This window comes from Streptomyces lunalinharesii (assembly GCF_039532155.1).
Lineage (GTDB): Bacteria > Actinomycetota > Actinomycetes > Streptomycetales > Streptomycetaceae > Streptomyces > Streptomyces lunalinharesii.
Map to the genome: position 1 here is coordinate 258,913 of NZ_BAAARK010000006.1, position 20,831 is coordinate 279,743.

Here is a 20,831-nt window from a genome sequence, read left to right on the forward strand (position 1 = left end):
CGAACCGGGCCGGGGGCGAACACCCGTGATCCGCTACCTGGACCTCGACGACGCCGACCGGGACGCCCTGGACGCCCTCACCCGGTCCGTCCTGCGCGAGCACGGGTCGAGCACCGCCCCGGCGCTGCTCGCCGACCTGCCCACCCTGGCGCACCAGCTGCCGCCGCGCCTGGTCAAGGAGCTCCAGGCGTTCCGGTCCGACGAGGCGGTGGCGAGTCTGGTCGTCCGCGGCCTGGCCGTGGACGACGACCGGATCGGGCCGACCCCGCTGGACTGGCGCGACCAGCCGGCCGGCGAGGAGTCGGCGGTGCACGAGGTGTTCCTCGTACTGGCCTCGGCGCACCTGGGCGACGTCTTCGGCTGGTCGACGCTGCAGGGCGGTCGGCTGGTGCACAACGTGCTGCCGATCCCCGCGCAGGAGGACGAGCAGAGCGGGCACGGCACGGTGGAGCTGGCCTGGCACACCGAGGACGGCTTCCACCCGCTGCGCTGCGACTACCTGATGCTGCTCGGGCTGCGCAACCACGAGGCCGTGCCCACCGTCGTGGCCAGTGTCCAGGACGTGGTCCTGGCGCCCCGGCACCGCGCGGTGCTGGCCGAGCCGCGGTACCTCATCCGCCCGGACAACGAGCACCTGAAGAACGCGCGGACGCTCGACGACAGCTCCGGCGCGACCCATCCGGTCCAGCGGATGCGGGACGAACCGGAGCCCTGTGCGGTGCTGTTCGGCCACCCCGAGCAGCCGTACCTCCGGATCGACCCGGCGTTCATGTCGCCGCTGCCGGGCGACGCGGCGGCCGCCGAGGCGCTCACCGCGCTGGAGGCGGAGCTGGAACGGAACCTGACCGATGTGGTGCTGGGCGCCGGTGACCTGCTGGTCGTCGACAACTTCAAGGCGGTCCACGGCCGCAGCGCCTTCCGGGCCCGGTTCGACGGCACCGACCGCTGGCTGAAGAAGGCGGTCGTCACCCGGGACCTGCGCAAGTCCCGGGCGCATCGCCGAGCGCCGCAGGAGCGCGTCCTGCGTTGACGGCCGGGGCGCCCCCGCCGGCCCGTCCGCCGGCGGCCGGGCGCCCCTGCCGCCGCCCGTGCGCCCTACCCCTCACGACAGGAGGAACCGTGTCCGAGGACAACTGCCCGGCAGCCGGTGTCTGGCTGGTCGACGGCGACGTGGACGTCCGGGCGCTGCGGGCCCGCCTCGCCGCGGACCGGGCGCCGCTGCGGCTCACCCTGCAGGACCTGACGGCCGGCGGGGCGGACGAGGCGGTCCGGGGCCAGCTGGTGCGCGAGGAGGCCGCCGCCGCCCGCGCCGAGCCCGGGTACGCCCGGGCGCTGCTGGCCCGGCTCGCCGCGGACCGGTTCCTCGTGGTCGTGGTCACCGCGCGCCCGCTCCCGCCGGACGCGGTGCTGCGGTGGCTGCTCGGGGCAGGCACGCCGTTCCCCGGGGCGGCGCGGGACGCGGACGCCCCGACGGCGCCGCGGACGGAATTGCCGTCCGCGCTGCGCACCGGCGACACGCCCTCGGGCACCGCGGCGACCCTGTACCGCGCGGCCGGACCGGTGGCGGCCCGGCTCCGGGCCACCGGCGTGCCCGCCGGGGCGGCGCTGGCCGGCGCGCTGGCGCTGCTGCTGGTCCGCTACGGGGGCGGGCCGGAGACCGGCGTGCTCCTGGACGGCCCGGTACCGTCGGCTGTCCTCCTTCGGGTGGACGAGGCGGCGACCGGTGCGGACCTCCTGCGCCGGGCGGTGGCGGCGGCCGGGGCCGGTACGCCGGTCGATCCGCTCGGCCGGGCGGCGCTCGCGGTGGCGGCGGACCGGCCACCGGAGCCCGAGCGGTTCGGTGACCGCACCGCGGTGCCGGTCCGGGTGGCCGACGGCGCCGGCCGGCACGACCTGCTGGCCCTGCTGGAAGGCGACCGGCTGCGCGTCGACTACGACACCGGACTCTTCGGGGAGGAGGCGGTCGAGGCGTTCGCCGGCCGGCTGCTCGCCGTGCTCGACGCCCTGCTCGACGGCGCCCCCGTCCACGACGTCACCGGGGCCACCGGCGACGAACGGGCCGCCCTGGACCGCTGGTCCCGGGGCCCGGACCGGCCCGTCGCCGACGTCTGCCTGCACACCCTCGTGGAGCACTCCGCGGCACGGACGCCCGACGCGGTCGCGGTGGTGTGCGGCGCCACCGAACTGACCTACCGCGCACTGGACTTGGCCGCCAACCGCCTGGCCCACCGGCTGCGCGCCGCGGGCATCGGCCCGGGCGACCGGGTCGCGCTGCTGGCGGAGCGCAGCGCGGAATCGGTGGTGGCGATGCTCGGCGTCCTCAAGTCCGGTGCGGCGTACGTGCCGATCGAGCCCGCCCACCCGGCGGACCGGATCCGCCACATCGTGACCGACTCCGGAGCCGGCGCCCTCCTCGCCCACCGCCCGCCGGACCTGTCCTTGCCGGTGCCGGTCCTGCTGACGTCCGGGACCGCGGCGGAGCCCACGCACGCCCCCGAGGTGCCGGTGACCCCGGACGACACCGCCTACGTCATCTACACCTCCGGCTCCACCGGCACGCCGAAGGGCATCGCCGTGCACCACCGGGCCCTCGTGGTCTCGACCGCCGCCCGCGACGCCGCCGGCCCGGCACCTGGGCGGGACCTGGTGCTGCCGCCGCTGTGCTTCGACGGCGCGGCGGGCGGCCTGTACTGGGCGCTGGCGAGCGGCGGTGCCGTGGTGCTGCCCACCGAGGCCGAGGCCCACGACCCGCTGGCACTGCGGGCGCTGCTGGACCGGGCCGGGATCACCCACCTGCACGCCGTGCCCTCGCACTACCAGGTGCTCCTGCAGATCGCGGACGAACGGGCCCTGTCCCGGCTGGTGCTGGTGGCCGTCGGCGGGGAGCCGCTGGCACCGGACGTGGTCGCCGAGCACCTGCGCGGCTGTCCCGGCGCCGTGCTGCTGAACGACTACGGCCCCACCGAGTGCGCGGTGTGGGCCACCACGCACCGCTGCGGACCGGCCGAGGCCGCGGGGGCGCCCATCCCGATCGGCCGGCCGGTGCCCAACTACCGGGCGCACGTACTGGATTCGGGGCTGCGGCCGGCGCCGCCCGGTGTGCCGGGCGAGATCTACCTCGGCGGACCGGCGGTGGCGCTCGGCTACCACGGTCGGCCGGGGCTGACCGCGGAGCGCTTCCTGCCCGACCCGTTCGCGCCGGGCGGACGGCTGTACCGCACCGGCGACCGCGGCCTGTGGTCGGCCGACGGCCGGCTGCGGATCCTGGGCCGGGTCGACCACCAGGTGAAGGTGCGGGGGTTCCGGATCGAACTGGGCGAGGTCGAGACCGCGGTGCGGCGCCACCCCGCGGTCGCCGAGTGCGCGGTGCTGCTGCGCCGCTCGGACGCCGGCGACCGGCTGTGCGCCTTCGTGGTGCCGGCCGGCGGTGGGGCCGGTGGCGCGCTGCGCCGGGACATCGCCGAGGTACTGCCGGACTACATGTGCCCGGACCACTTCGTGGTGCTGCCGGCACTGCCGCGGACCCCCGGCGGGAAGCTCGACGCGCACGCGCTGCGCGCCGTTCCGCTGCCCGGTCTCCGGGAGGTGAGGTGAACACCCCGTCCGCCCGGAGCAGTCGACCGCCCCGCGAAGTGGCCCGCGCCGCACCGGCGCCGGCCACTTCGCCGCGACCGGCGTGCGGGAATTCCCGGCGCGCGGGCCGGAAATTTCCGCACGGAATTCATCCTGCGGCAGCAAGTTGCCCACGGCTACGGAATTCATTGCGGTGCACCGACGAGCCAGCGGGGAAAACGCCCTGCCGGCGGATGGCCGTTACACATATACATTCCGGCGGCACCGGCACCCCGCGGCACCCGCTGAACCCCGGAACAACGGCACAGTGCGACCTCTGGAATCGACAAGACCGCCCCCTCGTCAGACCGGGCTCAACTCCGCAGCACGCCAGCATCGGTTGCGCGCACCGGACCGCCTTCGCCCGTACCGGGGCCCGGCTCCCGCGGTGGCCGGAACCGGTCCCGAGGGAAACAGCACAGACGACCCTACCCATGTAATGAACGGGTCAAGCACGGGTGTTGCGAGAACCTCGCGGGCCCCAAGCCGGGGTATGGACACGATGCTCGCAATACTTCTAAAGTTCCGTGCCAGTCGCATATTTCTCCGGTTCCTGGAGGATTAGTTGCCAGCCAGACCGTATTTACCCTTGGGCTCCGGACACTTTGACGGGAATCACGGGGACACCGGCCGTGATCTCTTCTTCCGCATCCTCGGACCGCTCCAGGTGACTATTCACGGCAAGCCAGTCCGCGTGGGCAGGAACCGCCAACTGACCACCCTCGCCGTGCTGCTGCTCAACGCCAACAAGACCGTGCCGGTCAGCTCGCTGATCGACGCGGTGTGGCGCTCCGCCCCGCCGGCCACCGCGGACAAGCAGATCCAGACCTGCGTCTGGCGGCTGCGCAACGCCTTCGCCGCGGCCGGCGCCCCGGTGGACCTCATCGAGACCGAACAGGGCGGCTACCGCATCCGGCTGGCCGAGGACGACCTCGACGCCCTCGCCTTCGAGAAGATGGTGCGGCAGGCCCGCGCCCTGGTCGCGGCCGGCGACCTGGAGAGCGCCACCGCCGCCTACCGCGGCGCGCTCGCGCTGTTCCGGGGCCAGCCGCTGGCGGACCTCTCCAGTCCGCTGACCCACGCGGTCGCCGCGCACTGGGAGGAGCGCCGCTTCTCCGTACTGGAGGAGTGGCTGGACGTCGGGCTCGCCCTGGGCCACCACGCGGAACTGATCAGCGAACTCAAGCCGTTGGTGGCCGAGTACCCGATGCGCGAGCGGCTGTGCGCCCAGCTGATGACCGCGCTCTACCTCTCCCAGCGCCGCGCCGAGGCGCTCGCGGTCTATCGCAACAGCCGCCTGACGCTCATCAACCGGCTCGGCCTGGAGCCCGGCGCCCGGCTCCAGGAACTCCACCAGCAGATCCTCGCCGGCGCGACCGTGACGCCCTCCTCCGTCCGCCACCGCGACCGGCGGCCCGGCCAGGTACCCGAGCAACTGCCCGCCGCCATCATGGACTTCACCGGGCGCGGCGAGCTGCTGCGGCAGCTCGAACGGGACCTGTGCGGCGACGGCGGACCGCGCGTGGCCGCGCTGACCGGCTGCGGCGGCACCGGCAAGACCGCCCTCGTCGTACACGCCGGCCACGCCCTCCAGCGGCACTTCCCCGACGGGCAGCTCTACGCCGACCTGCACGGCACCACCGATCCGGTACCGCCCCAGGAGGTGCTGCGCGGCTTCCTCGACTCGCTGGGCGTGCCGGAGGAGCGGATCCCGGCCGGCCTGGCGGCCCGGGCGGCGCTGTTCCGCTCCCTCACCGCCAGCAAACGGCTGCTGATCGTCCTCGACGACGTCTCCGACACCACCCGCTACGAGGCGCTGCTGCCCAGCGGCGGGAGCGCGGTGCTGTGCACCAGCCGGACCAGTCTGCTGGAGATCCCCTGCCTGAGCGAGTACCGCCTCGACGGCCTGGCCACCGAGGAGGCCCTGGACCTGCTGGCCTCGGTGGTGGGCGTCGAGCGGGTCTTCGCGGAGTGCGACAGCGCCCAGCGGATCGTCCGGCTCTGCGGGCACCTCCCGCTGGCGATCCGGGCCGCGGGCGTGCGGCTGCGGTCCCGTCCGACGGCCGGTCTGAAGGGCTTCGTGGACCGCCTCACCGACGAGCAGAATCGTATCGCCGAACTCTCCGTCGGCTCCCTCGACGTCGGGGCGCGGCTGGCCTCGTCCGCGGCCCGGCTTTCCCCGGCCAGCCACCGCCTCTGGCTCCGGCTGAGCCTGTGCGAGCTGGAGTACATCCCCGAATGGGTGGCGTCCACCATCACCGACCAGCCCGGTGAGGACACCCAGCGTCTGCTCGACGTCCTGGTCCACCAGCATGTGCTGACGGTCGCCCCGGGCGACGTCACCAGCGGCCCCAACTACGCGTTCAACCCGCTGGTCCGGGTCTACGCCCGGCACCGGGCCGACGCCGAACTGGGCTCCGCGGCGGGCCAGGACGTGGTCGAGCGGATCGCCGCCGCCCTGCGCCGGCGGAAGGCGGCCACCGGGCCGTACCGGCCGAGCGAGGAACCGACGGTCCATGGCACCCGCGCGGTCTGACGCCGGGGAGCGGGGGGCGCGGACCCCTGCCCCCCGCCGCCCGGCCGCCCGGCGCCGGGTCCTGGCCCCCGCCGCGGCCACCGGTCCGCGGTGGGTGTTCCCGGCCGCCGCCCTCGCCCTCGCCGCGTTGTGCGTACTGCTGACCGCGTGGAGCGGCCGGCTGCCGCCGGCCCGCGGTCCGGCCGCGCCCGCCGGCGCGTTCTCCGCCGCCCGGGCCGCCGAGCACCTCCGCGCGATCGCCACCGAGCCGCGCCCCAGCGGATCGGCCGCGCACGCCCGCACCCGCGCGTACCTCGTCCGCACCCTGCAGGCCCTGGGCATCGAGGCCCGGGTTCGGTCCGGGGCCGCGGTCACCCACATCCCCGACCTCTCCCCCACCGGAGCCGACGCTCGCTTCGCCAACCTGGGGCTGCACAACGTCGTCGCCCGAATCCCCGGCACGGCCGGCACCCGACCGGTCGCGCTGGTCACCCACTACGACTCCACCGAGGCCGGTCCGGGCGCCAACGACGCCGGCGTACCGGTGTCGGTACTCCTGGAGACGGCGCGGGCGCTGCGGTCCGGGCCGCCGCCCCGCAACGACGTGCTGCTGGTCTTCACCGACGCCGAGGAGAGCGGACTGCTCGGCTCCCGGGCCCTGGTGGACTCCCCCGCCGCCTTCCCGCGCGACGCGGTGGTGCTGAACTTCGAGGCCCGGGGCAGCCACGGGCCGAGCCTGATGTTCGAGACCGGGCGCGACGCGGCCTGGCTGGTAGACGCTCTGGTCGCCAACGCCCCGGACGCGCGCACCAGTTCCCTGCTCAACGCCGCCTACCGCTACATGCCCAACCTCACCGACTTCACGGTGTTCAAGGAGGCCGGCCACCCCGGGCTCAACCTGGCCTACCTGGACGGCTACACCGTGTACCACGGGCCGGACGACACCCCCGGGCACGTGGACCCGCGCACCGTGCAGCACCAGGGTGAGCAGGCCCTCGCCCTGGCCCGGGCGCTGGGCGCGGCCGACCTGTCGCACCCACCGCCCGGGGACGCCGTCTACTTCTCGGCCGCCGGGTGGTTCGTGACCTACCCGGTGGCCGCGGCACTGCCGCTGGCCCTGGCGGTGGCCGCACTCGGCCTGGCGCTGCTCCTCCGGCTGCGCGCCCGGAACGCGGTGACCTGGCGGGGCACCGCCGGCGGGCTGCTGCTGGCCGCGTGCCACCCGCTGCTCGCCGCCGGCGCCGCCTTCGCCCTGGCACCGCTCACCGCGTCCGGGGACCCGCAGTTCGCCCGCTACTACGACACCGCCGACCACGGCCCGGCGCTCGCCGGCTTCCTGCTGCTGACCCTCGCGCTCGGCGGCGCGCTCGCCCTCCTCGCGCGGCGCCGGGTGGCCGCCCGGCACCAGGTGGCGGGCGCGGTCGCGCTGTGGACCGGGCTGGCGTGCGTCGCGGCGGTGCTCCTGCCCGGCGGCAGCCATGTGTTCACCTGGCCTGCGCTGGGGTTCGTGCTGGCCACCGCGGTCCTGACCTGCCGCGCCGGCACCACCGCGGCGGGCCGGATCACGGCCGCGGCCCTGGGCGTGCTGCCGCTCGGGCTGCTCGTCGTCCCGCTCGTGCCGCTGCTGACGGCGGCGCTGGGCCTCGGGCTGATCGCCGGGCCGGTGGCGGTCGCCGCGCTGACGACGCCGCTGCTGCCGGCCCTCGGAACGGCCGTTCCCCGGTCCGTCGCCAGGGCCGTCCCGGTCGCGGCCGCCGTCCTGGCGCTCGCCGTCCTCGGGTCCACCGCGGTGCTCCCGCCCGCCGGGGCCCGTCCGGCGCGCGGGGACGTGCTGTACCTGCTCGACGCGGACAGTCGGCGAGCCCACTGGCTGAGCGGGTCCCCGCCGGACGCCTGGAGCGAGCGGTACGTGCCCGCGGCGGCCGGACCGGCGCCGGTCGACGACCTCTGGCCGGGCTGGCGGGTCCCGGTCCGGCGAGGACCGGCCACCGCCTTCCCCCTCGCCGCGCCCCGGGTCACCACCACGGTGGTCGCCGACCGCGGCACCGGCGGGCGGCGGGTACGGATCGCCGCCGCCTCGCGGCGCGGCGCGCGGGAACTGGTCCTGATCGTCACCGGGGCGCCGGTGCGCGGCTACGCCGTGACCGGGATCCCCGCGCAGCGCGAGGCCGGGCCGCCCGGCGGCGCGCCGTGGGAGCTGTGGCTCCGTCAGGTGCCGGCCGGCGGGGCGGAGGTGGTCCTGGACCTGGCACCGGGGCCGGTGACGGTACGGGCCCTCGACCGTACCCCGGGGCTGCCCGACCGGGCGGCGGCGCGGCCGGCCGGTCCGCGCCCGCCGGCCCTGGGAGTGGCCGCGATCGGCGAGGCGACGCTGGTCGCCACCCGCCGCCGGCTGGAGTGAGCGCACCGGGACGGGAGCGCCGGGGCCCGGCCGCGGATCGGCGGCCGGGCCCCGGCGCTCCCGCGCCCGCTATCCGGCGGCGGGCAGCCGCCCGGCCACCTTGTCGGCCACCGGTTTCAGGGCGGCGCAGACCTGAGGGGTCATCGCCGTCGTGCGGCCCAGCCGCAGTTCGACACTGGACCGGTCGTCGCTCTCCAGGAAGATCTTGCAGACACCGTTGATGGCGCCCATCAGCATCACCGCGTGCCGGCCGCCGACCTCCATCTCGGTGCGCTTGCCGTCGCCGCGGGAGGCGGCGGCGAGCGGCCGGTCGTCCAGGCTGAGGGTGAGGGTGCCGTACTCGGCGCCGTAGGCGGTGCAGCCGTCCGCGCTGACGGTGCTGACGGAGGGTTCGCCCAGGCCGACGGCGTGCGAGATGGGGCGGAACAGCTTGCAGGCGGGGGTGTCGGCGGCGGGGGCGGCGTCGGCGGGAGATGCCGTGGCACAGGACGTGAGCGTCCCGGCGGCGCAGAGCAGCGCCGCCGCGGCGGCCAGGAGGCGGGGGATGCGATGACGGGTCATGGATTCGCTCCGATCTGTCCGGTCACGTGAGGGGTCAGGGGCGGGGCGGCGGGGCCGCCGGGAGGTCAGCTGGTGATGTCCTTGCGGGCGAAGCGGTGGGCCGCCAGTACGCCGAAGCCGCACGCGTACACCGTCGAGACCAGCACCCCGTGGACCACCGAGGACCACCCGGGATCGCTGGACAGCAGCTCCATCCAGGCCCAGGTGTGGTGGCTCGGCAGCACATCGCGCAGTGCGCCGAGGGCGGAGACCTGGTCGAGGATCTGGGCGGCCGTGGAGGCCAGTACGGTGCAGCCGACGGCGGCCAGCGGCGCGTCGGTGGAGACCGAGAGCAGCAGCGCCAGCCCGCCGAGCCAGACCAGCTGGAGGACGGCGTAGAGCTGGGCCGTCGCCAGCAGGGACAGTCCCTGGCCGAACGGCAGGGTGTACCCGCTCGGCGTCATCAGGTCGCCGGTGCCCAGCCACACCGTGCCGAGCACCACCGCCGCCAGCGGTCCGAGCGAGACCACTGCGGCGGTCAGCAGGCCCGAGACCACGGCCTTGCGCCACAGCAGGCGCAGCCTCGGCACGGGAATCGCCAGCAGGTACTTCAGCCCGGCGTGGGCGGCCTCGCCGGCGATGCTGTCGGCCATCAGCACCGCCGTGAACACCGCGTTCAGATAGCTGCCGGCGACGAAGAGCACGTACATCACGAAGTTCGGGGCGCTCTTGGCGGCGAGGACCTCGTAGTCCACGGTGGTGGCGGTCTGCGTGGGGTGGCCGATGCGGAGCGAGACCAGCAGGAGGACCGGCAGCAGCACGGAGCAGGCGGCCAGCACCAGGGTCCGCCGGCGCAGCAGCTGCCGGCGGAGTTCGACTCCGAAGCGCAGGGTCCGCGCGGCGCGGTAGCCGGGCGCGGCGCCGGTGGCCGGATCCGGTCCTGTACCGCGCACCGCCGCGGGGGCGTCCGGCGGTGTCATCGGGCCTCCCCGACCAGGTGCAGGAACGCGTCCTCCAGGCCCCGGTGCGGCACCGCGCGCCGTACCGAGACGCCCGCGCCGACCAGTGCCGCCACGGCCTCTCCGGCCCCGGTTCCGGTCAGTGCGGCGCGGACCACGTCGTCGCCGATCTCCACCGAGGCGACGCCGGGCAGCGCCCGCAGGGCTTGTGCGGCGGCCTCCGGCCGGTCCACGGTGAAGCTGAACTCACCGGTGCCGGCGGCCAGTTCGCCGACCGGTCCGCTGGCCAGCAGCCGGCCGCGGCGCATGATGGCGATGTGGGTGCAGGTCTGTTCGACCTCGGCGAGCAGATGGCTGGAGACCAGGACGGTGCGCCCGGTCTCCGCGTAGCGCCGTAGCACTCCGCGCAGTTGGCGGATCTGCGGCGGGTCGAGCCCGTTGGCCGGTTCGTCGAGGACGAGCAGGTCCGGCAGGCCCAGCATGGCCTGGGCGATCGCGAGGCGCTGCCGCATGCCCTGGCTGTAGGTGCCGACCGGACGGTCCAGGGCCGTGCCGAGCCCGGCGATCTCCAGCGCCTCGGCCTGGCGGGCCTGTTCGGCCGGGCGCCCGGTGGCCGCCCAGTACAGCCGGAGGTTCGTCCGCCCGGACAGGTGCGGCTGGAAGCCGGCGCCCTCGACGAAGCAGCCGACGCGGGAGAGCACCGGCGCGCCGGGCGCGATCCGGTGCCCGAACACCCGGATGCCGCCGGCGGCAGGTGTGATCAGCCCCATCAGCATCCGCAGGGTGGTGGTCTTGCCGGCGCCGTTGGGCCCGAGCAGGCCGAAGACCTGGCCCCGTTCGACGCGGAAGGAGACCCCGTCCACGGGTGTCGAGCCGTCCGGCAGCGTCCGGGTCAGGCCGTCGACGACCAGGGGGGTGTCCCGCAGGGCCGGGTCGGCGCCGCCGCGGGCCCGCCGGTGCCGGTACGCGAGCAGCGCCACGAGCATCCCGGTGGCGGCCACCGCTCCGGCGATACCGGCGAGTTGGGCCACCGGCCAGGTGGACGGGGGCGCCTCGGCGGACACCGCCGGCACCGACAGCGGTCCGGCGACGGCGACCCGGTAGACCGCGGGTTCGGTGGTGCGCGACTGGAACCCCTGGTCGGTGGTGCCGACGACCAGTCGCAGCGCGTGGCCGGACTCGACGGGGTGGACGACCGCGGGCAGGACCACCGCCACCTCGACCGGTGTCCCGTCCCGCGGCAGTCCGGCCAGCCGGATCGGGGCCACCGCGCCGCCGGGCAGGGCCGTGCCGCCGTCCGGCCCGACGTCGTACAGCTTGGCGAACAGCACGCCGTCGCCGGGCTCCCCCACCGCCCGCACCCGCAGCCGGACCGTGGCCGAACCGGTGACCAGCAGCTGGGAGTCCAGCCGGGGCGCGGTGAACCGCGCCGACTGCCCGGGCGGGTCGGTGCTCTCCGCCGGCAACAGCCGGGCCGCGTCGCCCAGCAGGCCGTTGAGACCGGGGACGCCGCTCAGCGCGGCGGGCAGGGCGCCCGGCGGTTTGGCGATCACCTGCTCGGTACCGGTCAGGGCGAGTTCCCGGCGCGCCGTCCGGTCGTGGGCCAGCCCCGGGTAGGCCCCGGCCCGCACGGTGCGGACCGACTCCGCGCCTTCCGGACGGAGGGCGCCCTGCACGTCGTACTCGAACGCGCCGAACGGGTCGGTGCCGGTCCCGGTCAGCCGGTGCTCCAGCCAGCGCGCGATCCGGGCCCGCAGTCCGCTGCCGGGCATGCTCCCGTCGTGGCCGCCCGCGAACCACACCACTTGGACGGGTCCACCCGCGGCGGCGATCCGGCGGGCGGTCGCGTCGGCCTGGTCGAGCCCGAAGAGGGTGTCCTGTTCGCCCTGGACGAGCAGCGTCGGTGCGGTGATCGCGCCCGCGACCGAGGCGGGTGAGACCCGGTGCAGCAGCCGGGCGGTGGCCGGGCTCATGGTGCCGTGGGTGACGAGGTCGGTGTAGGCCCGGCAGACCTCGTCGGTGAAGCGGCCGCACACCGCGCTCCGGTCCGGCGTCCGCCCGGTGCCCACGCGCGCCCCGGGCCCGGAGGTCAGCCGGCTGTCCAGACCGGCCGAGAAGAACAGCCCCGACCAGCCGGTCTTCAGCACGCCGGGGGCGCCGGTGCCGGCCGTCCCGGCGGCGGGGGTCGGGGCGGTGGCGGCCTGTCCCCGGCCGGCGTTGGGGACCAGGCTCGCGGCGAGGTCGTGGTAGGTCGCGATGGGCACCACGGCGTCCACCCGGCGGTCGGTGCCGGCCAGCAGCAGCGACAGGGCACCGCCGTAGGACGCGCCGACCACCGCCACCCTGGGGTCCCGGGGGCCGTCCCGTCGGACCTCGGGACGGCCGGCCAGCCGGTCGAGCAGGTACCGGGCGTCGGCGACCTCCCGGTCGGGGTCGTTGAGTCCGATGCGGCCGGTGCTGCGCCCGAAGCCGCGGGGCGAGAAGGTCTGGACGACGAAGCCGTCGGCGGCGAACTCCCGGGCCTGCTCGTCCACGTTCTCCTTGTCGGCGGCGAACCCGGGACTGAGCAGGATCGCCGGCGCGGGGGTGCGGGCGGGCAGGTAGAGGCTGGTGTCGAGGCTGATCCGCGCGGCCGAACCGGGCCGTTCGGGCAGCCGGTAGAGGTGTTCCTCGACCCGGATCCGCGGGGTGCCGCCGGCCGACGCCCAGGCCGCCGCGCCGGCCGCCAGGAGGACGAGGACCAGGACCGCGGCACGGCGCCGGGCCCGCCGCGGCAACGGTGGCCGCCGTTCGTTGCTCGTCCGGGTCGTCTTGTGCGCACGCATCTGGTCCACCGCCACCCGTCGGTCGCTGTCGGTCGGAACGCTTCGGATCACGCCGTCGGCCGCTCCGGGCGGCCGCCGGTCAGCGCTGGACGATCGCGCACGCCCAGTGCATCCCCCGGCCGTTGGCCGCCAGCGCCACCAGGTCCCCGGGCGCCAGCTCGCCCGCCGCGTCCATCCCGGCCAGGCAGAAGAGGTGGTCGGCCGCGCCGAAGTGCCCGTGCCGGGCCGCCAGGCGCGCGTTGGTCCGCTCCAGCGGCACCCCGACCAGCTCGGCCTGCGCGGCCAGCGTCCGGGCGTTGTCGTTCAGCAACACCAGCCGCGCCAGGTCCTCCTCCGCGCACCCGGCGTACCGGCAGGCCCGGTGCACGGCGCGGGCGGTGCGCTCGTCGATCTCCTCGGCGTAGGCGGCGACCCGGTCGGCGTCGTGGTCGAACTGCTCGACGACGTCCCAGGCGTCCCGCACCGCGGGCGTCCCGGTACCGGGGGCGAACGGCCGCCGGCCGCCGCCGACGTCCATGCGGAAGAAGTCGGCGTACCGGCCATCCGTCTCCGCGTAGGAGGCCCGCCAGCGCAGCGCGGGAGCGCCGCGCACCGCGACCGCCGCGACGGCCCCGTCGGAGAACAGCAGCGAGTGGGTGTCCAGGCGGTTCCAGTACGCCTCGACGGTGCGGTTGGCGCCGATCACCAGCGCCACGTCGTAGTCGGGGTGGGTGGCGAAGCGGCCCGCGACGGTGTCCAGCGCGGTGACCCCGCCGATGCAGCCCTGGTCCACCAGCACCGCCTCGGCCCGGCTCAGTCCCAGGGCCCGCTGCACCCGGGCGGCGGCGTCCCAGTAGAGGTAGTCGGCCAGGTCCGTGAGGGCCAGGACCACCAGGTCCACGTCCCGGAGCGGGACGTTCTCCAGGGCCCGGGCGCCCGCCTCGACGGCGAGATCGGTGACGCTCACCTCCGGCAGGGCCCGGTGCACCCGGTCGTAGCCGTAGCCCAGGACGCGTTCGACGTCCTCGGTGTACTCCGTCACGACGTCCCGCACCGCGACCTCCTCGCCGGTGGCCACGCCGAAGGCGGTCAGTCCGTAGTCCACTGGCGCTCCTCAGGCCGGTCGATCAGTTTGCCGAGTTGTTCGGGGTCGCTCAGCGAGTCCGCGACGGTGCGCAGGAACGCCACCGCCTCGCGTCCGTTGACCACCCGGTGGTCGTAGGCGAGTCCCAGGGTGACCAGCGTGGCGGGGGCGGGCCCGCCGTCCGCTGGTACGAAGCGGGTGCGCGGGCCGCCGACCGAGACCATGCACAGCTGCGGCCACATCACGATCGGCTGGACGAGCAGGACGCCGGGTTCGGCGTTCAGGGACACGGTGAGCGAGCCGCCGGAGAGGTCGGTGCCGGTGAACTCGCCGCGCAGCGCCTTCAGCCGGAACTCCATGAGGTCGTCGGCGAGTTCGGTGATCGGGCGGCTCGCGCAGTCCCGCAGCACCGGGGTGTAGAGGCCGTTCCCGGCGTCCAGGGTCACCGCCAGGTCCACGGTGTCGGCCAGTTCGACGGTCCGCTCGTCCACGAGGGTGCCGAAGAAGTGCGGGAAGGCGGGCTGAGCCGCGGCGACCGCCTTCACCACGGCTTCCGGCAGGCCGGTCTCGGCCCCGGTCTCCTCGGTCAGGGCGCGCAGCCGGCCGAGGGCCACGTCCACCGCGACCTCGACCGCGGTGAACGCGGCGGGCACCTCGCGGTGGGCCCGGGTGACGACGGCCGCGGTGCCCTGCTGGACACGGTCCAGCAGGTGCGTACGGCGGGCCGGCGGCGCGGTGACGGGCGCCGGGCGGACGGCCGGGGGGCCGCCGGGCGGCGGGCCGGCCGGCGGCGGGGTGGGCAGCAGTTCGGCCAGGACCTGCCCGACCCCGACCTCGCTGCCCGCGGCCACCTTGGTGCGGACGTGGCCGGACGCCGGTGCGGGGATCTCCTCGACGGCCTTGGAGGTTTCCAGCTCGACCAGCGGAGCGCCCTCCTCGGCGTACCCGCCGTCCTCGACGAGCCACTGGAGCACCAGGTAGGCGGCGTCGTTGTTGTTGAGCTTGGGCGCGGCGACCGGAACCCCGGCGGGCGCGGTATCGGCGGACACGGTCCCGGTGGGCGCTGCCGCCTCGGGGGGCGCGCCCGGAAGCGCGCCGGCGACCGCGTCCGCGATCCGCTCGGCCCCCAGCAGCACCCGGGCCTCCAGGTGCGGCGCGGTGGGCACCACGGAGTCGGCGGAGGACAGCGTGAGCACCGGTGCGCGCAAGGCGGCCCAGGCCCGCTGGTGTATCCGGGTGGCCACCTCGGCGCCCCAGGTGCCGCCTTCGGTGCTCTCCTCGGCCACCACGACCAGCCGCGCGCGCTCGATCAGCGGCAGGACCGGGTCGATGGCGAGCGGGTACAGCCGCCCGGGCACCAGGAGGTGGGTGGCCAGGCCTCGCCGGCGTAGCAGGTGGGCGGCGTCCAGCGCCCGGTGGGCGACCCCGCCGGGGCACAGCAGCAGCACCTCGGGCGGAGCGCCGTCCACCGGGCTGACGTGGGCCCATCCGGTCGGCCCGTCCAGGAGCGCGAACCGGTGGTGCTCGTCCACCGCGCCGTCCCGGTAGAGCCGCCGGGTGTAGAGGACCTTGTCCTCGAAGAGCATCGCGGGCCCGTGGTCCAGCCCGTGCGACAGCAGCGCGAACGGGTCGTGGAAGGGCGTGGTCTCGTACAGCGCGAGGTTGGGGATGCCCAGGAAGTGCTTCTGCACGCTCTGGCTGTGGGTGGGGCCGTACCCACGGTTGCCGCCCACCGGGCAGCGGACCACGACCGGCATCGGCACCCGCTCGCCGTACATGGTCACCGACTTGGAGAGCAGGTTCAGCACCTGGTCGAAGGCGAGCGCGGCGAAGTCGCCGAACATCATCTCCACCACCGCCTCGTCGCCGGCCAGCGCGAGTCCGCCCGCGACACCGGCGATGCCCGCCTCGCTCAGCGGGGTGGTCAGCACCCGCTCCGGGTAGCGGGTCGAGAGCCCCTTGGTGACCTTGAACGCGCCGCCGTACGGATCGAGCACGTCCTCGCCGAGCAGGTGGAGGCGGGGCCGCTCGTCGAAGAGGCGGTGCAGGGCTCGGTTGAGGCCCTCGACGACCCGCGGCGCGGGGGCCGTCACGGCGTCACGTCCTTCCCCGCCAGCACGTCCCGCAGGGTGCGGACGGAGCGGCAGGCGCGGGCCTCGCGCGCGGTGAGCCGCAGCCCATAGGTCTGTTCCACGCGGGCCACGATCTGGACGTGCCGCAGGCTGGTCCAGGCCGCCGTGGTCGCCGCGCCGGTGTCGTCGGTGACCTCGTCGGCGGGCACCTGGAGGACGGCGGCCACCAGGTCGGTCAAGGTGTTCATGGGTACCCCACCCTCGTCTCGGTGAGCCCGGTCGCGGGCCCGGCCACGGTGAATCGGCCGCTCGGCCGGGGGATCACGGATCCGCCGGCGCCCCGGCGCCGGCCGTCCACGTGGCCGGCGGCCGCGCCTCGACCTCCCGGGCCACCCGCTCGATCTCCGCGCGGACCCGTGCGTCGAGTTCCCGGAACGGCGCGCCGAGCCGCGCGGTGAGCTCCTGGTGCCAGTCGGCGGCCCACAGCGCCGCGACCTCTTCGCCGTCGCGGGTGTCGTCGCCCTTGCTGTGCGGGCCCAGCCGGCGGGTGGTGAACTGCACGACCGTCGGGCGGTGTTCCTCCCGGACCCGGCGGACCACCGGTGCGAGCCGCGCCCGGATCTCCGGCACGTCGTGGCCGGTGACCTCCAGGAAGTCGATGCCGAACGCGGCGGCCCGGTCGCGCAGGGAGCCGGCCATCTGCAGGTGGGTCGGGGTGGACTGGGCGATGCCGTTGTGCTCGACCACGACCAGTACCGGCACCCGCCACAGCGCCGCCATGTTGAGCGCCTCGTACACCGCGCCCTCGCCCCAGGTCCCGTCGCCGGTGTGGACGGCCACCAGGCGTCCGTCCCCCGTCCGTTTGCAGTGCAGCCCCATCCCCACCGCGACCGGCAGGCTCTGCCCCTGGACGCCGGTGGACAAGAACCGCTCCCGGCGGAGGTGCTGGCTGCCGCCGACGCCCGAGCAGACCGCCCCGGCCCGCCCCATGATCTCCGCGAGGAGGCCGGCCGGGTCGCGGAACCGCGCGAGGTAGTGGCCGTGGCCGCGGTGGTTGCTCAGTACGAAGTCGTCGGCCAGCAGCGGCGCCAAGGCCACCGGGATGTACTCCTGGCCCAGGCAGGTGTGGGTGGTCCCGTTCAGCCTGCCCTCGGAGAACAGCCGGAGCAGCAGCAGCTCGAAGTGGCGGATGGCCACCAGCGATTCGAGGTCCGCGGCGTCCGGCGCGCGGACCGGTCTAGCTGTCCCTGCGGTCAAGACCTCACGCCTCCTGGTGGACGGGCGGGCCGGCGCGCCGGCGGGTTGCCGGGCCGGGGGGGCCGCATCAGGCGGGCCGGACGGACAGCGCGTGGCGGAACACCCCGCGCGGGTCGTAGCGCTTCTTGACCTGCTGTAGCCGCGCGTAGTTCGCGCCGTAGTACAGCGTGTGCCAGGGGGTCTGGGAGGAGTTCCACTCGGGGTCGGCGAGATCGGTGTCCGGGTAGTTGATGTACGCGCCGGCGTTGACGGCGTCGGGCACCGGGACGCCTCCGGTCGCGCGGTAGACGTCCCGGTAGAGCCGCTGCACCCATCCCATGCGGGCGGCGTCCTCCGCCGGGGTCTTCCAGAAGCCGGCGGTGAAGTACACGCGCAGGATCGAGTCCCGGTGCACCGCGGCGGTCGCGCCCGCCGCCACGGAGTTGATCTTCCCGCCCAGTGCGGCGAGGTTCACCTGGACCGCGGGGTCGCTGACGGAGTCGTCGTTGAGGTAGCGGTAGATCGTCGCGAACTGCTCGTCGGTGTAGCTCTTCCGCAGGTCGGCGGTCTTGTTCTTCTGGCGCCCCGGTGCGTCCCGGTACCAGTTGTCCCAGTCCAACCAGGGCAGGTCGTACCGGACGTCCGAGGCGGCCTTGACGCCGGCGCCGGCGGTCACGTCGGCGAACAGCCGGTCGAGCAGGGCTTCGCCGCCCTCCACGGAGTCCTCGACCCCGGCCATCAGGTTGATCGTGCCGGCCACCCGGTGCGAAGCGGAGAAGGTCGCCCATATCTGGCTCTCCTTCGCGCCGGGGGCGCTGTTGGCCTCGAACCACCGGCAGTAGTTGCGCAGAAGGGTGGTGAACGCCGCCGGAGACAGCGCGTCCCACGACCACGCCACCGTCCGCACCTTCTGGTTCCCGGCCCTCGGCAAGAGCCGGCTGGGGTCGGTGGAGGTCGCCCCCGGCGTGCGGAACCAGTAGCGCGTGACGACGCCGAAGTTCCCGCCGCCACCGCCGGTGTGCGCCCACCACAGGTCCCGGTTCGGGTCGCCGGCCTCGCACGTGGCGAGGATCGTGCGGGGCTCGCCGTCCGCGCCCACCACGACCACCTCGACGGCGTAGAGGTGGTCGACGGCGAGCCCGTGCATGCGCGAGTAGAAGTTGTAGCCGCCGCCGAGTATGTGCCCGCCCAGGCCCACCTCCGCGCAGCCGGCGGACGGGATCATCACGCCCCAGCCCTTGAAGAGCGTCCCCTGCGTCGCGGCCACCAGCGCCCCCGGCTCCACCGCGAAGGCGGTCCGGGACGCGTCGAAGTAGACGTTGCGCAGCTGCGAGAGGTCGATGAGTTCCTTGATGTCGGAGGAGGCCGTGAAGTCCTCCATGCAGTGGCCGCCGGAGCGGACCGCGACGCGCCGGCCGGCCGCGACGAGCCGCCCCAGCGCCTCGGCGACCTGCTCCGCTGACCCCGCGACGGTCACCTGGTCGGGCCGGCCGGTGAAGCGGGTGTTGTGGCCGCGCAGAAAGCTCTGGTAGCGGGGATCGCCGGGCTTGACGGTGACCGAGCCGAACGGCGGCGGGCACCCGGCCTCCGCCACGCGGGTGGCGGCCGCGGCCGGCGCACCGGCGAGCACGTCCCCCGCCACCAGGCCGGCCCCGGCGAACGCGGCCCGGGTCAGGAGTTCCCGGCGCTTCATTCCAGACATCTGTGGCGACTCCTCGCTGCTGACGGTGGTTTGCGCGGCACGGCCACCCGGGCGCGGGGCCGTCGCCCGGCCGCCCCGCCGTCCGCGACCGCCGTCCCGCGGTGCTGGACGGACCGGATCCGCGGGCCGGACGAAACGGGCTCGGCCTCGCCGGTCGTCACGCTAACTTCCGCTGTTCTCACCGCCGTTCACGAATCGGTATCACCGCGCGGGCGCCCGCTCTCCGGGCCCTCTCATCTCGATCTCCCCCGCTTGCGGGCCGCGGGACGCGGCCCCTTAACTGGTCGGCGCCCCGCCGGAACCGGCCCGTGACCGCGTCCGCCCGCCGGGCACCGGGAGCCGTTCCCCGCCGTGCCCGTCCCCGCTTCCGCCGCCCCGCCGCCCGCCGCGCGCCCGGCCCACGCCGATCCGAAGGAGACAGCAGATGCCGCCCTCCCCGCAGGTGCTCATCGTCGGCGCCGGCCCCACCGGCCTCGCGCTCGCGGCGGAACTGGCCGGCTTCGGCGTCTCCTGCTGCGTGGTCGACAAGCGCACCCGGCCCAGCACGCTCTCCCGCGCCTGCACCGTCGAGCCCCGCACGCTGGAACTCCTCGACATGCGGGGCCGGTCCGGCGACGTGCTGGACCGGGGCAGGGAGTGCCGCCACCCGCCCCTGGGCAACGAGGGCGGCTTCCTGGACTACGGGCTGCTGGACACCCCCTTCCCGTTCAGCCTGTCGATCCCGCAGGCGAAGACCGAGGAGGCGCTGCGGATCGCCGCGGACAAGGCGGGCGCGGCGATCCGCACCGGGCTGGAGGTGACCGGCCTGCGCCAGGACGAGGCGGGTGTGGCGCTGGAGGTGACCGGCCCGGACGGCCCGGAGACCCTGCGCGCCGCGTACGTGGTCGGCTGCGACGGGGTCAACAGCACGGTGCGCGACGCGATCGGCGTGGATTTCGACGGCTGGAACTACGAGCAGTCCCTGATGATGGCCGACGCCCGGGTGGGCAACCCTCCCGGACCGGCCGAGTACGCCCGGATCACCCGACGCGGTATGGCGGCGCTCTTCCCGTTCCGCGACGGCACCTACCGGGTCATCGTGCTCGACCGCGAGAAGTTCACCCTGCCCGCGGACCAGCCGCTGACGCTCGCGGACCTCAGCGAGAGCTGCACGGCCATCCTCGGCACCGACATCGGCCTGCACGACCCGCTGTGGCTGTCGCGGTTCCGCAGCTCGCAGCGGCACGCCAAGCGGTACCGGGTGGGCCGGGTGCTGCTGGCCGGCGACGCCGCGCACACCCACATCCCCTCCGGGGGGCAGGGCCTGCAGACCGGCATCCAGGACGCCTTCAACCTCGGCTGGAAACTGCGGGACGTCCTGGCCGGCCGGGCCCCGGACGCGCTGCTCGACAGCTACGAGGCCGAGCGGTACCCGATCGCCGCGGAGACCCTGCGCAAGACCGATCTGTCCTTCCGCTTCGAGACCTCCGACGGACTGGTGGCGCGCCTGCTGCGCAAGGCCGTGATGGCGTCGATGCGGATCGGGCCGGTGCACCGGATCAACCTGGAGCACCTGTCCGGACTCAACCTGCGCTACCCGTCCGGCGGAGGCGGCCGGTGGGCGGGCCGGCGGGTGCCCGACCGCCCGCTGGCCGGTGCGGACGGTGCGGCGACCCGGCTCCACGAACTCTTCCACGACGGCTGCTTCGTCCTGGCCGGCCCCGGCGCGCCGCCGCCCGCCGTCTGCGCCGGCTGGTCCGGGCGGCTGCGCAGCGGTGTGCTCGCCGAGCCGCTGGGCCGTGCCTGGCCGCCGTACACCCTGATCCGCCCGGACGGCTACGTCGCCTGGACGGGCGGCACCCCGGACGACGGGCTGGCGGAGGCGCTGCGCCGCTGGTGCGGGGAACCGGACCCGGTCCCCCGCTGA

Annotated in this window: 13 protein-coding genes; 5 read left to right on the forward strand and 8 right to left on the reverse strand. The window is 75.4% G+C overall.

Going from position 1 to position 20,831, the window contains the following annotated elements; genetic code table 11:
* Positions 1 to 25: 25 nt before the first annotated feature.
* The 4 genes from gntD to ABD385_RS12625 all read left to right on the forward strand — a co-directional run bounded on the left by gntD (position 26) and on the right by ABD385_RS12625 (position 8,528).
* Positions 26 to 1,030 carry a guanitoxin biosynthesis L-enduracididine beta-hydroxylase GntD gene (gntD, locus tag ABD385_RS12610; RefSeq protein WP_344575261.1) on the forward strand — a complete coding sequence of 335 codons (1,005 nt, stop codon included), beginning with the start codon at positions 26 to 28 and terminating at the stop codon, positions 1,028 to 1,030.
* Positions 1,031 to 1,119: 89 nt separating this feature from the next.
* The gene (locus ABD385_RS12615) at positions 1,120 to 3,594 is read left to right on the forward strand and encodes an amino acid adenylation domain-containing protein (RefSeq protein WP_344575262.1); all 2,475 of its coding nucleotides are present in this window, start codon (positions 1,120 to 1,122) and stop codon (positions 3,592 to 3,594) included.
* Positions 3,595 to 4,306: 712 nt separating this feature from the next.
* Complete coding sequence (locus ABD385_RS12620; protein ID WP_344575263.1) at positions 4,307 to 6,148, forward strand: AfsR/SARP family transcriptional regulator; 1,842 nt, start codon at positions 4,307 to 4,309, stop codon at positions 6,146 to 6,148.
* A complete protein-coding gene (locus tag ABD385_RS12625) occupies positions 6,129 to 8,528 on the forward strand; it encodes a M28 family peptidase (protein ID WP_344575264.1) in 2,400 nt (799 codons plus the stop codon). Before ABD385_RS12620 ends, ABD385_RS12625 begins: the two co-directional genes overlap by 20 nt.
* 69 nt (positions 8,529 to 8,597) lie before the next feature.
* Here ABD385_RS12625 and ABD385_RS12630 read toward each other — a convergent pair whose 3' ends face one another.
* The 8 genes from ABD385_RS12630 to ABD385_RS12665 form a co-directional block, all read right to left on the reverse strand.
* Entirely contained in the window at positions 8,598 to 9,089 is a 492-nt protein-coding gene (locus ABD385_RS12630; RefSeq protein WP_344575265.1) for a hypothetical protein, read from the reverse strand.
* A gap of 65 nt (positions 9,090 to 9,154) precedes the next feature.
* A complete protein-coding gene (locus ABD385_RS12635; protein WP_344575266.1) occupies positions 9,155 to 10,048 on the reverse strand; it encodes an ABC transporter permease in 894 nt (297 codons plus the stop codon).
* Positions 10,045 to 12,903, reverse strand: coding sequence for an alpha/beta fold hydrolase (locus ABD385_RS12640; protein WP_344575267.1), 2,859 nt, complete (start codon positions 12,901 to 12,903; stop codon positions 10,045 to 10,047). Before ABD385_RS12640 ends, ABD385_RS12635 begins: the two co-directional genes overlap by 4 nt.
* 28 nt (positions 12,904 to 12,931) lie before the next feature.
* On the reverse strand, positions 12,932 to 13,936 hold the full coding sequence (locus ABD385_RS12645; RefSeq protein WP_344575268.1) for a 3-oxoacyl-ACP synthase III family protein: 1,005 nt from the start codon (positions 13,934 to 13,936) through the stop codon (positions 12,932 to 12,934).
* Positions 13,921 to 16,008, reverse strand: coding sequence for a 2-oxo acid dehydrogenase subunit E2 (locus ABD385_RS12650; protein ID WP_344575269.1), 2,088 nt, complete (start codon positions 16,006 to 16,008; stop codon positions 13,921 to 13,923). Before ABD385_RS12650 ends, ABD385_RS12645 begins: the two co-directional genes overlap by 16 nt.
* Entirely contained in the window at positions 16,005 to 16,235 is a 231-nt protein-coding gene (locus ABD385_RS12655; RefSeq protein ID WP_344575270.1) for an acyl carrier protein, read from the reverse strand. The genes ABD385_RS12650 and ABD385_RS12655 overlap by 4 nt, the downstream gene beginning before the upstream one ends.
* Before the next feature lie 73 nt (positions 16,236 to 16,308).
* Positions 16,309 to 17,244 (reverse strand): thiamine pyrophosphate-dependent dehydrogenase E1 component subunit alpha, encoded by a 936-nt coding sequence (locus tag ABD385_RS12660; RefSeq protein ID WP_344575271.1) that lies wholly within the window; start codon positions 17,242 to 17,244, stop codon positions 16,309 to 16,311.
* A gap of 67 nt (positions 17,245 to 17,311) precedes the next feature.
* Positions 17,312 to 18,925 (reverse strand): FAD-binding oxidoreductase, encoded by a 1,614-nt coding sequence (locus tag ABD385_RS12665; protein WP_344575272.1) that lies wholly within the window; start codon positions 18,923 to 18,925, stop codon positions 17,312 to 17,314.
* A gap of 424 nt (positions 18,926 to 19,349) precedes the next feature.
* Between ABD385_RS12665 and ABD385_RS12670 the strand changes: the two genes are divergently transcribed.
* Positions 19,350 to 20,831 (forward strand): FAD-dependent monooxygenase, encoded by a 1,482-nt coding sequence (locus tag ABD385_RS12670; RefSeq protein WP_344575273.1) that lies wholly within the window; start codon positions 19,350 to 19,352, stop codon positions 20,829 to 20,831.

Excerpts from the sequence above, each read along its gene's own strand:
- ABD385_RS12630 (WP_344575265.1), bottom strand. The coding sequence starts at position 9,089 with ATGACCCGTCATCGCATCCCCCGCCTCCTGGCCGCCGCGGCGGCGCTG.
- ABD385_RS12655 (WP_344575270.1), bottom strand. The coding sequence starts at position 16,235 with ATGAACACCTTGACCGACCTGGTGGCCGCCGTCCTCCAGGTGCCCGCC.
- ABD385_RS12625 (WP_344575264.1), top strand. The coding sequence starts at position 6,129 with ATGGCACCCGCGCGGTCTGACGCCGGGGAGCGGGGGGCGCGGACCCCT.
- ABD385_RS12665 (WP_344575272.1), bottom strand. The coding sequence starts at position 18,925 with ATGTCTGGAATGAAGCGCCGGGAACTCCTGACCCGGGCCGCGTTCGCC.
- ABD385_RS12670 (WP_344575273.1), top strand. The coding sequence starts at position 19,350 with ATGCCGCCCTCCCCGCAGGTGCTCATCGTCGGCGCCGGCCCCACCGGC.
- ABD385_RS12635 (WP_344575266.1), bottom strand. The coding sequence starts at position 10,048 with ATGACACCGCCGGACGCCCCCGCGGCGGTGCGCGGTACAGGACCGGAT.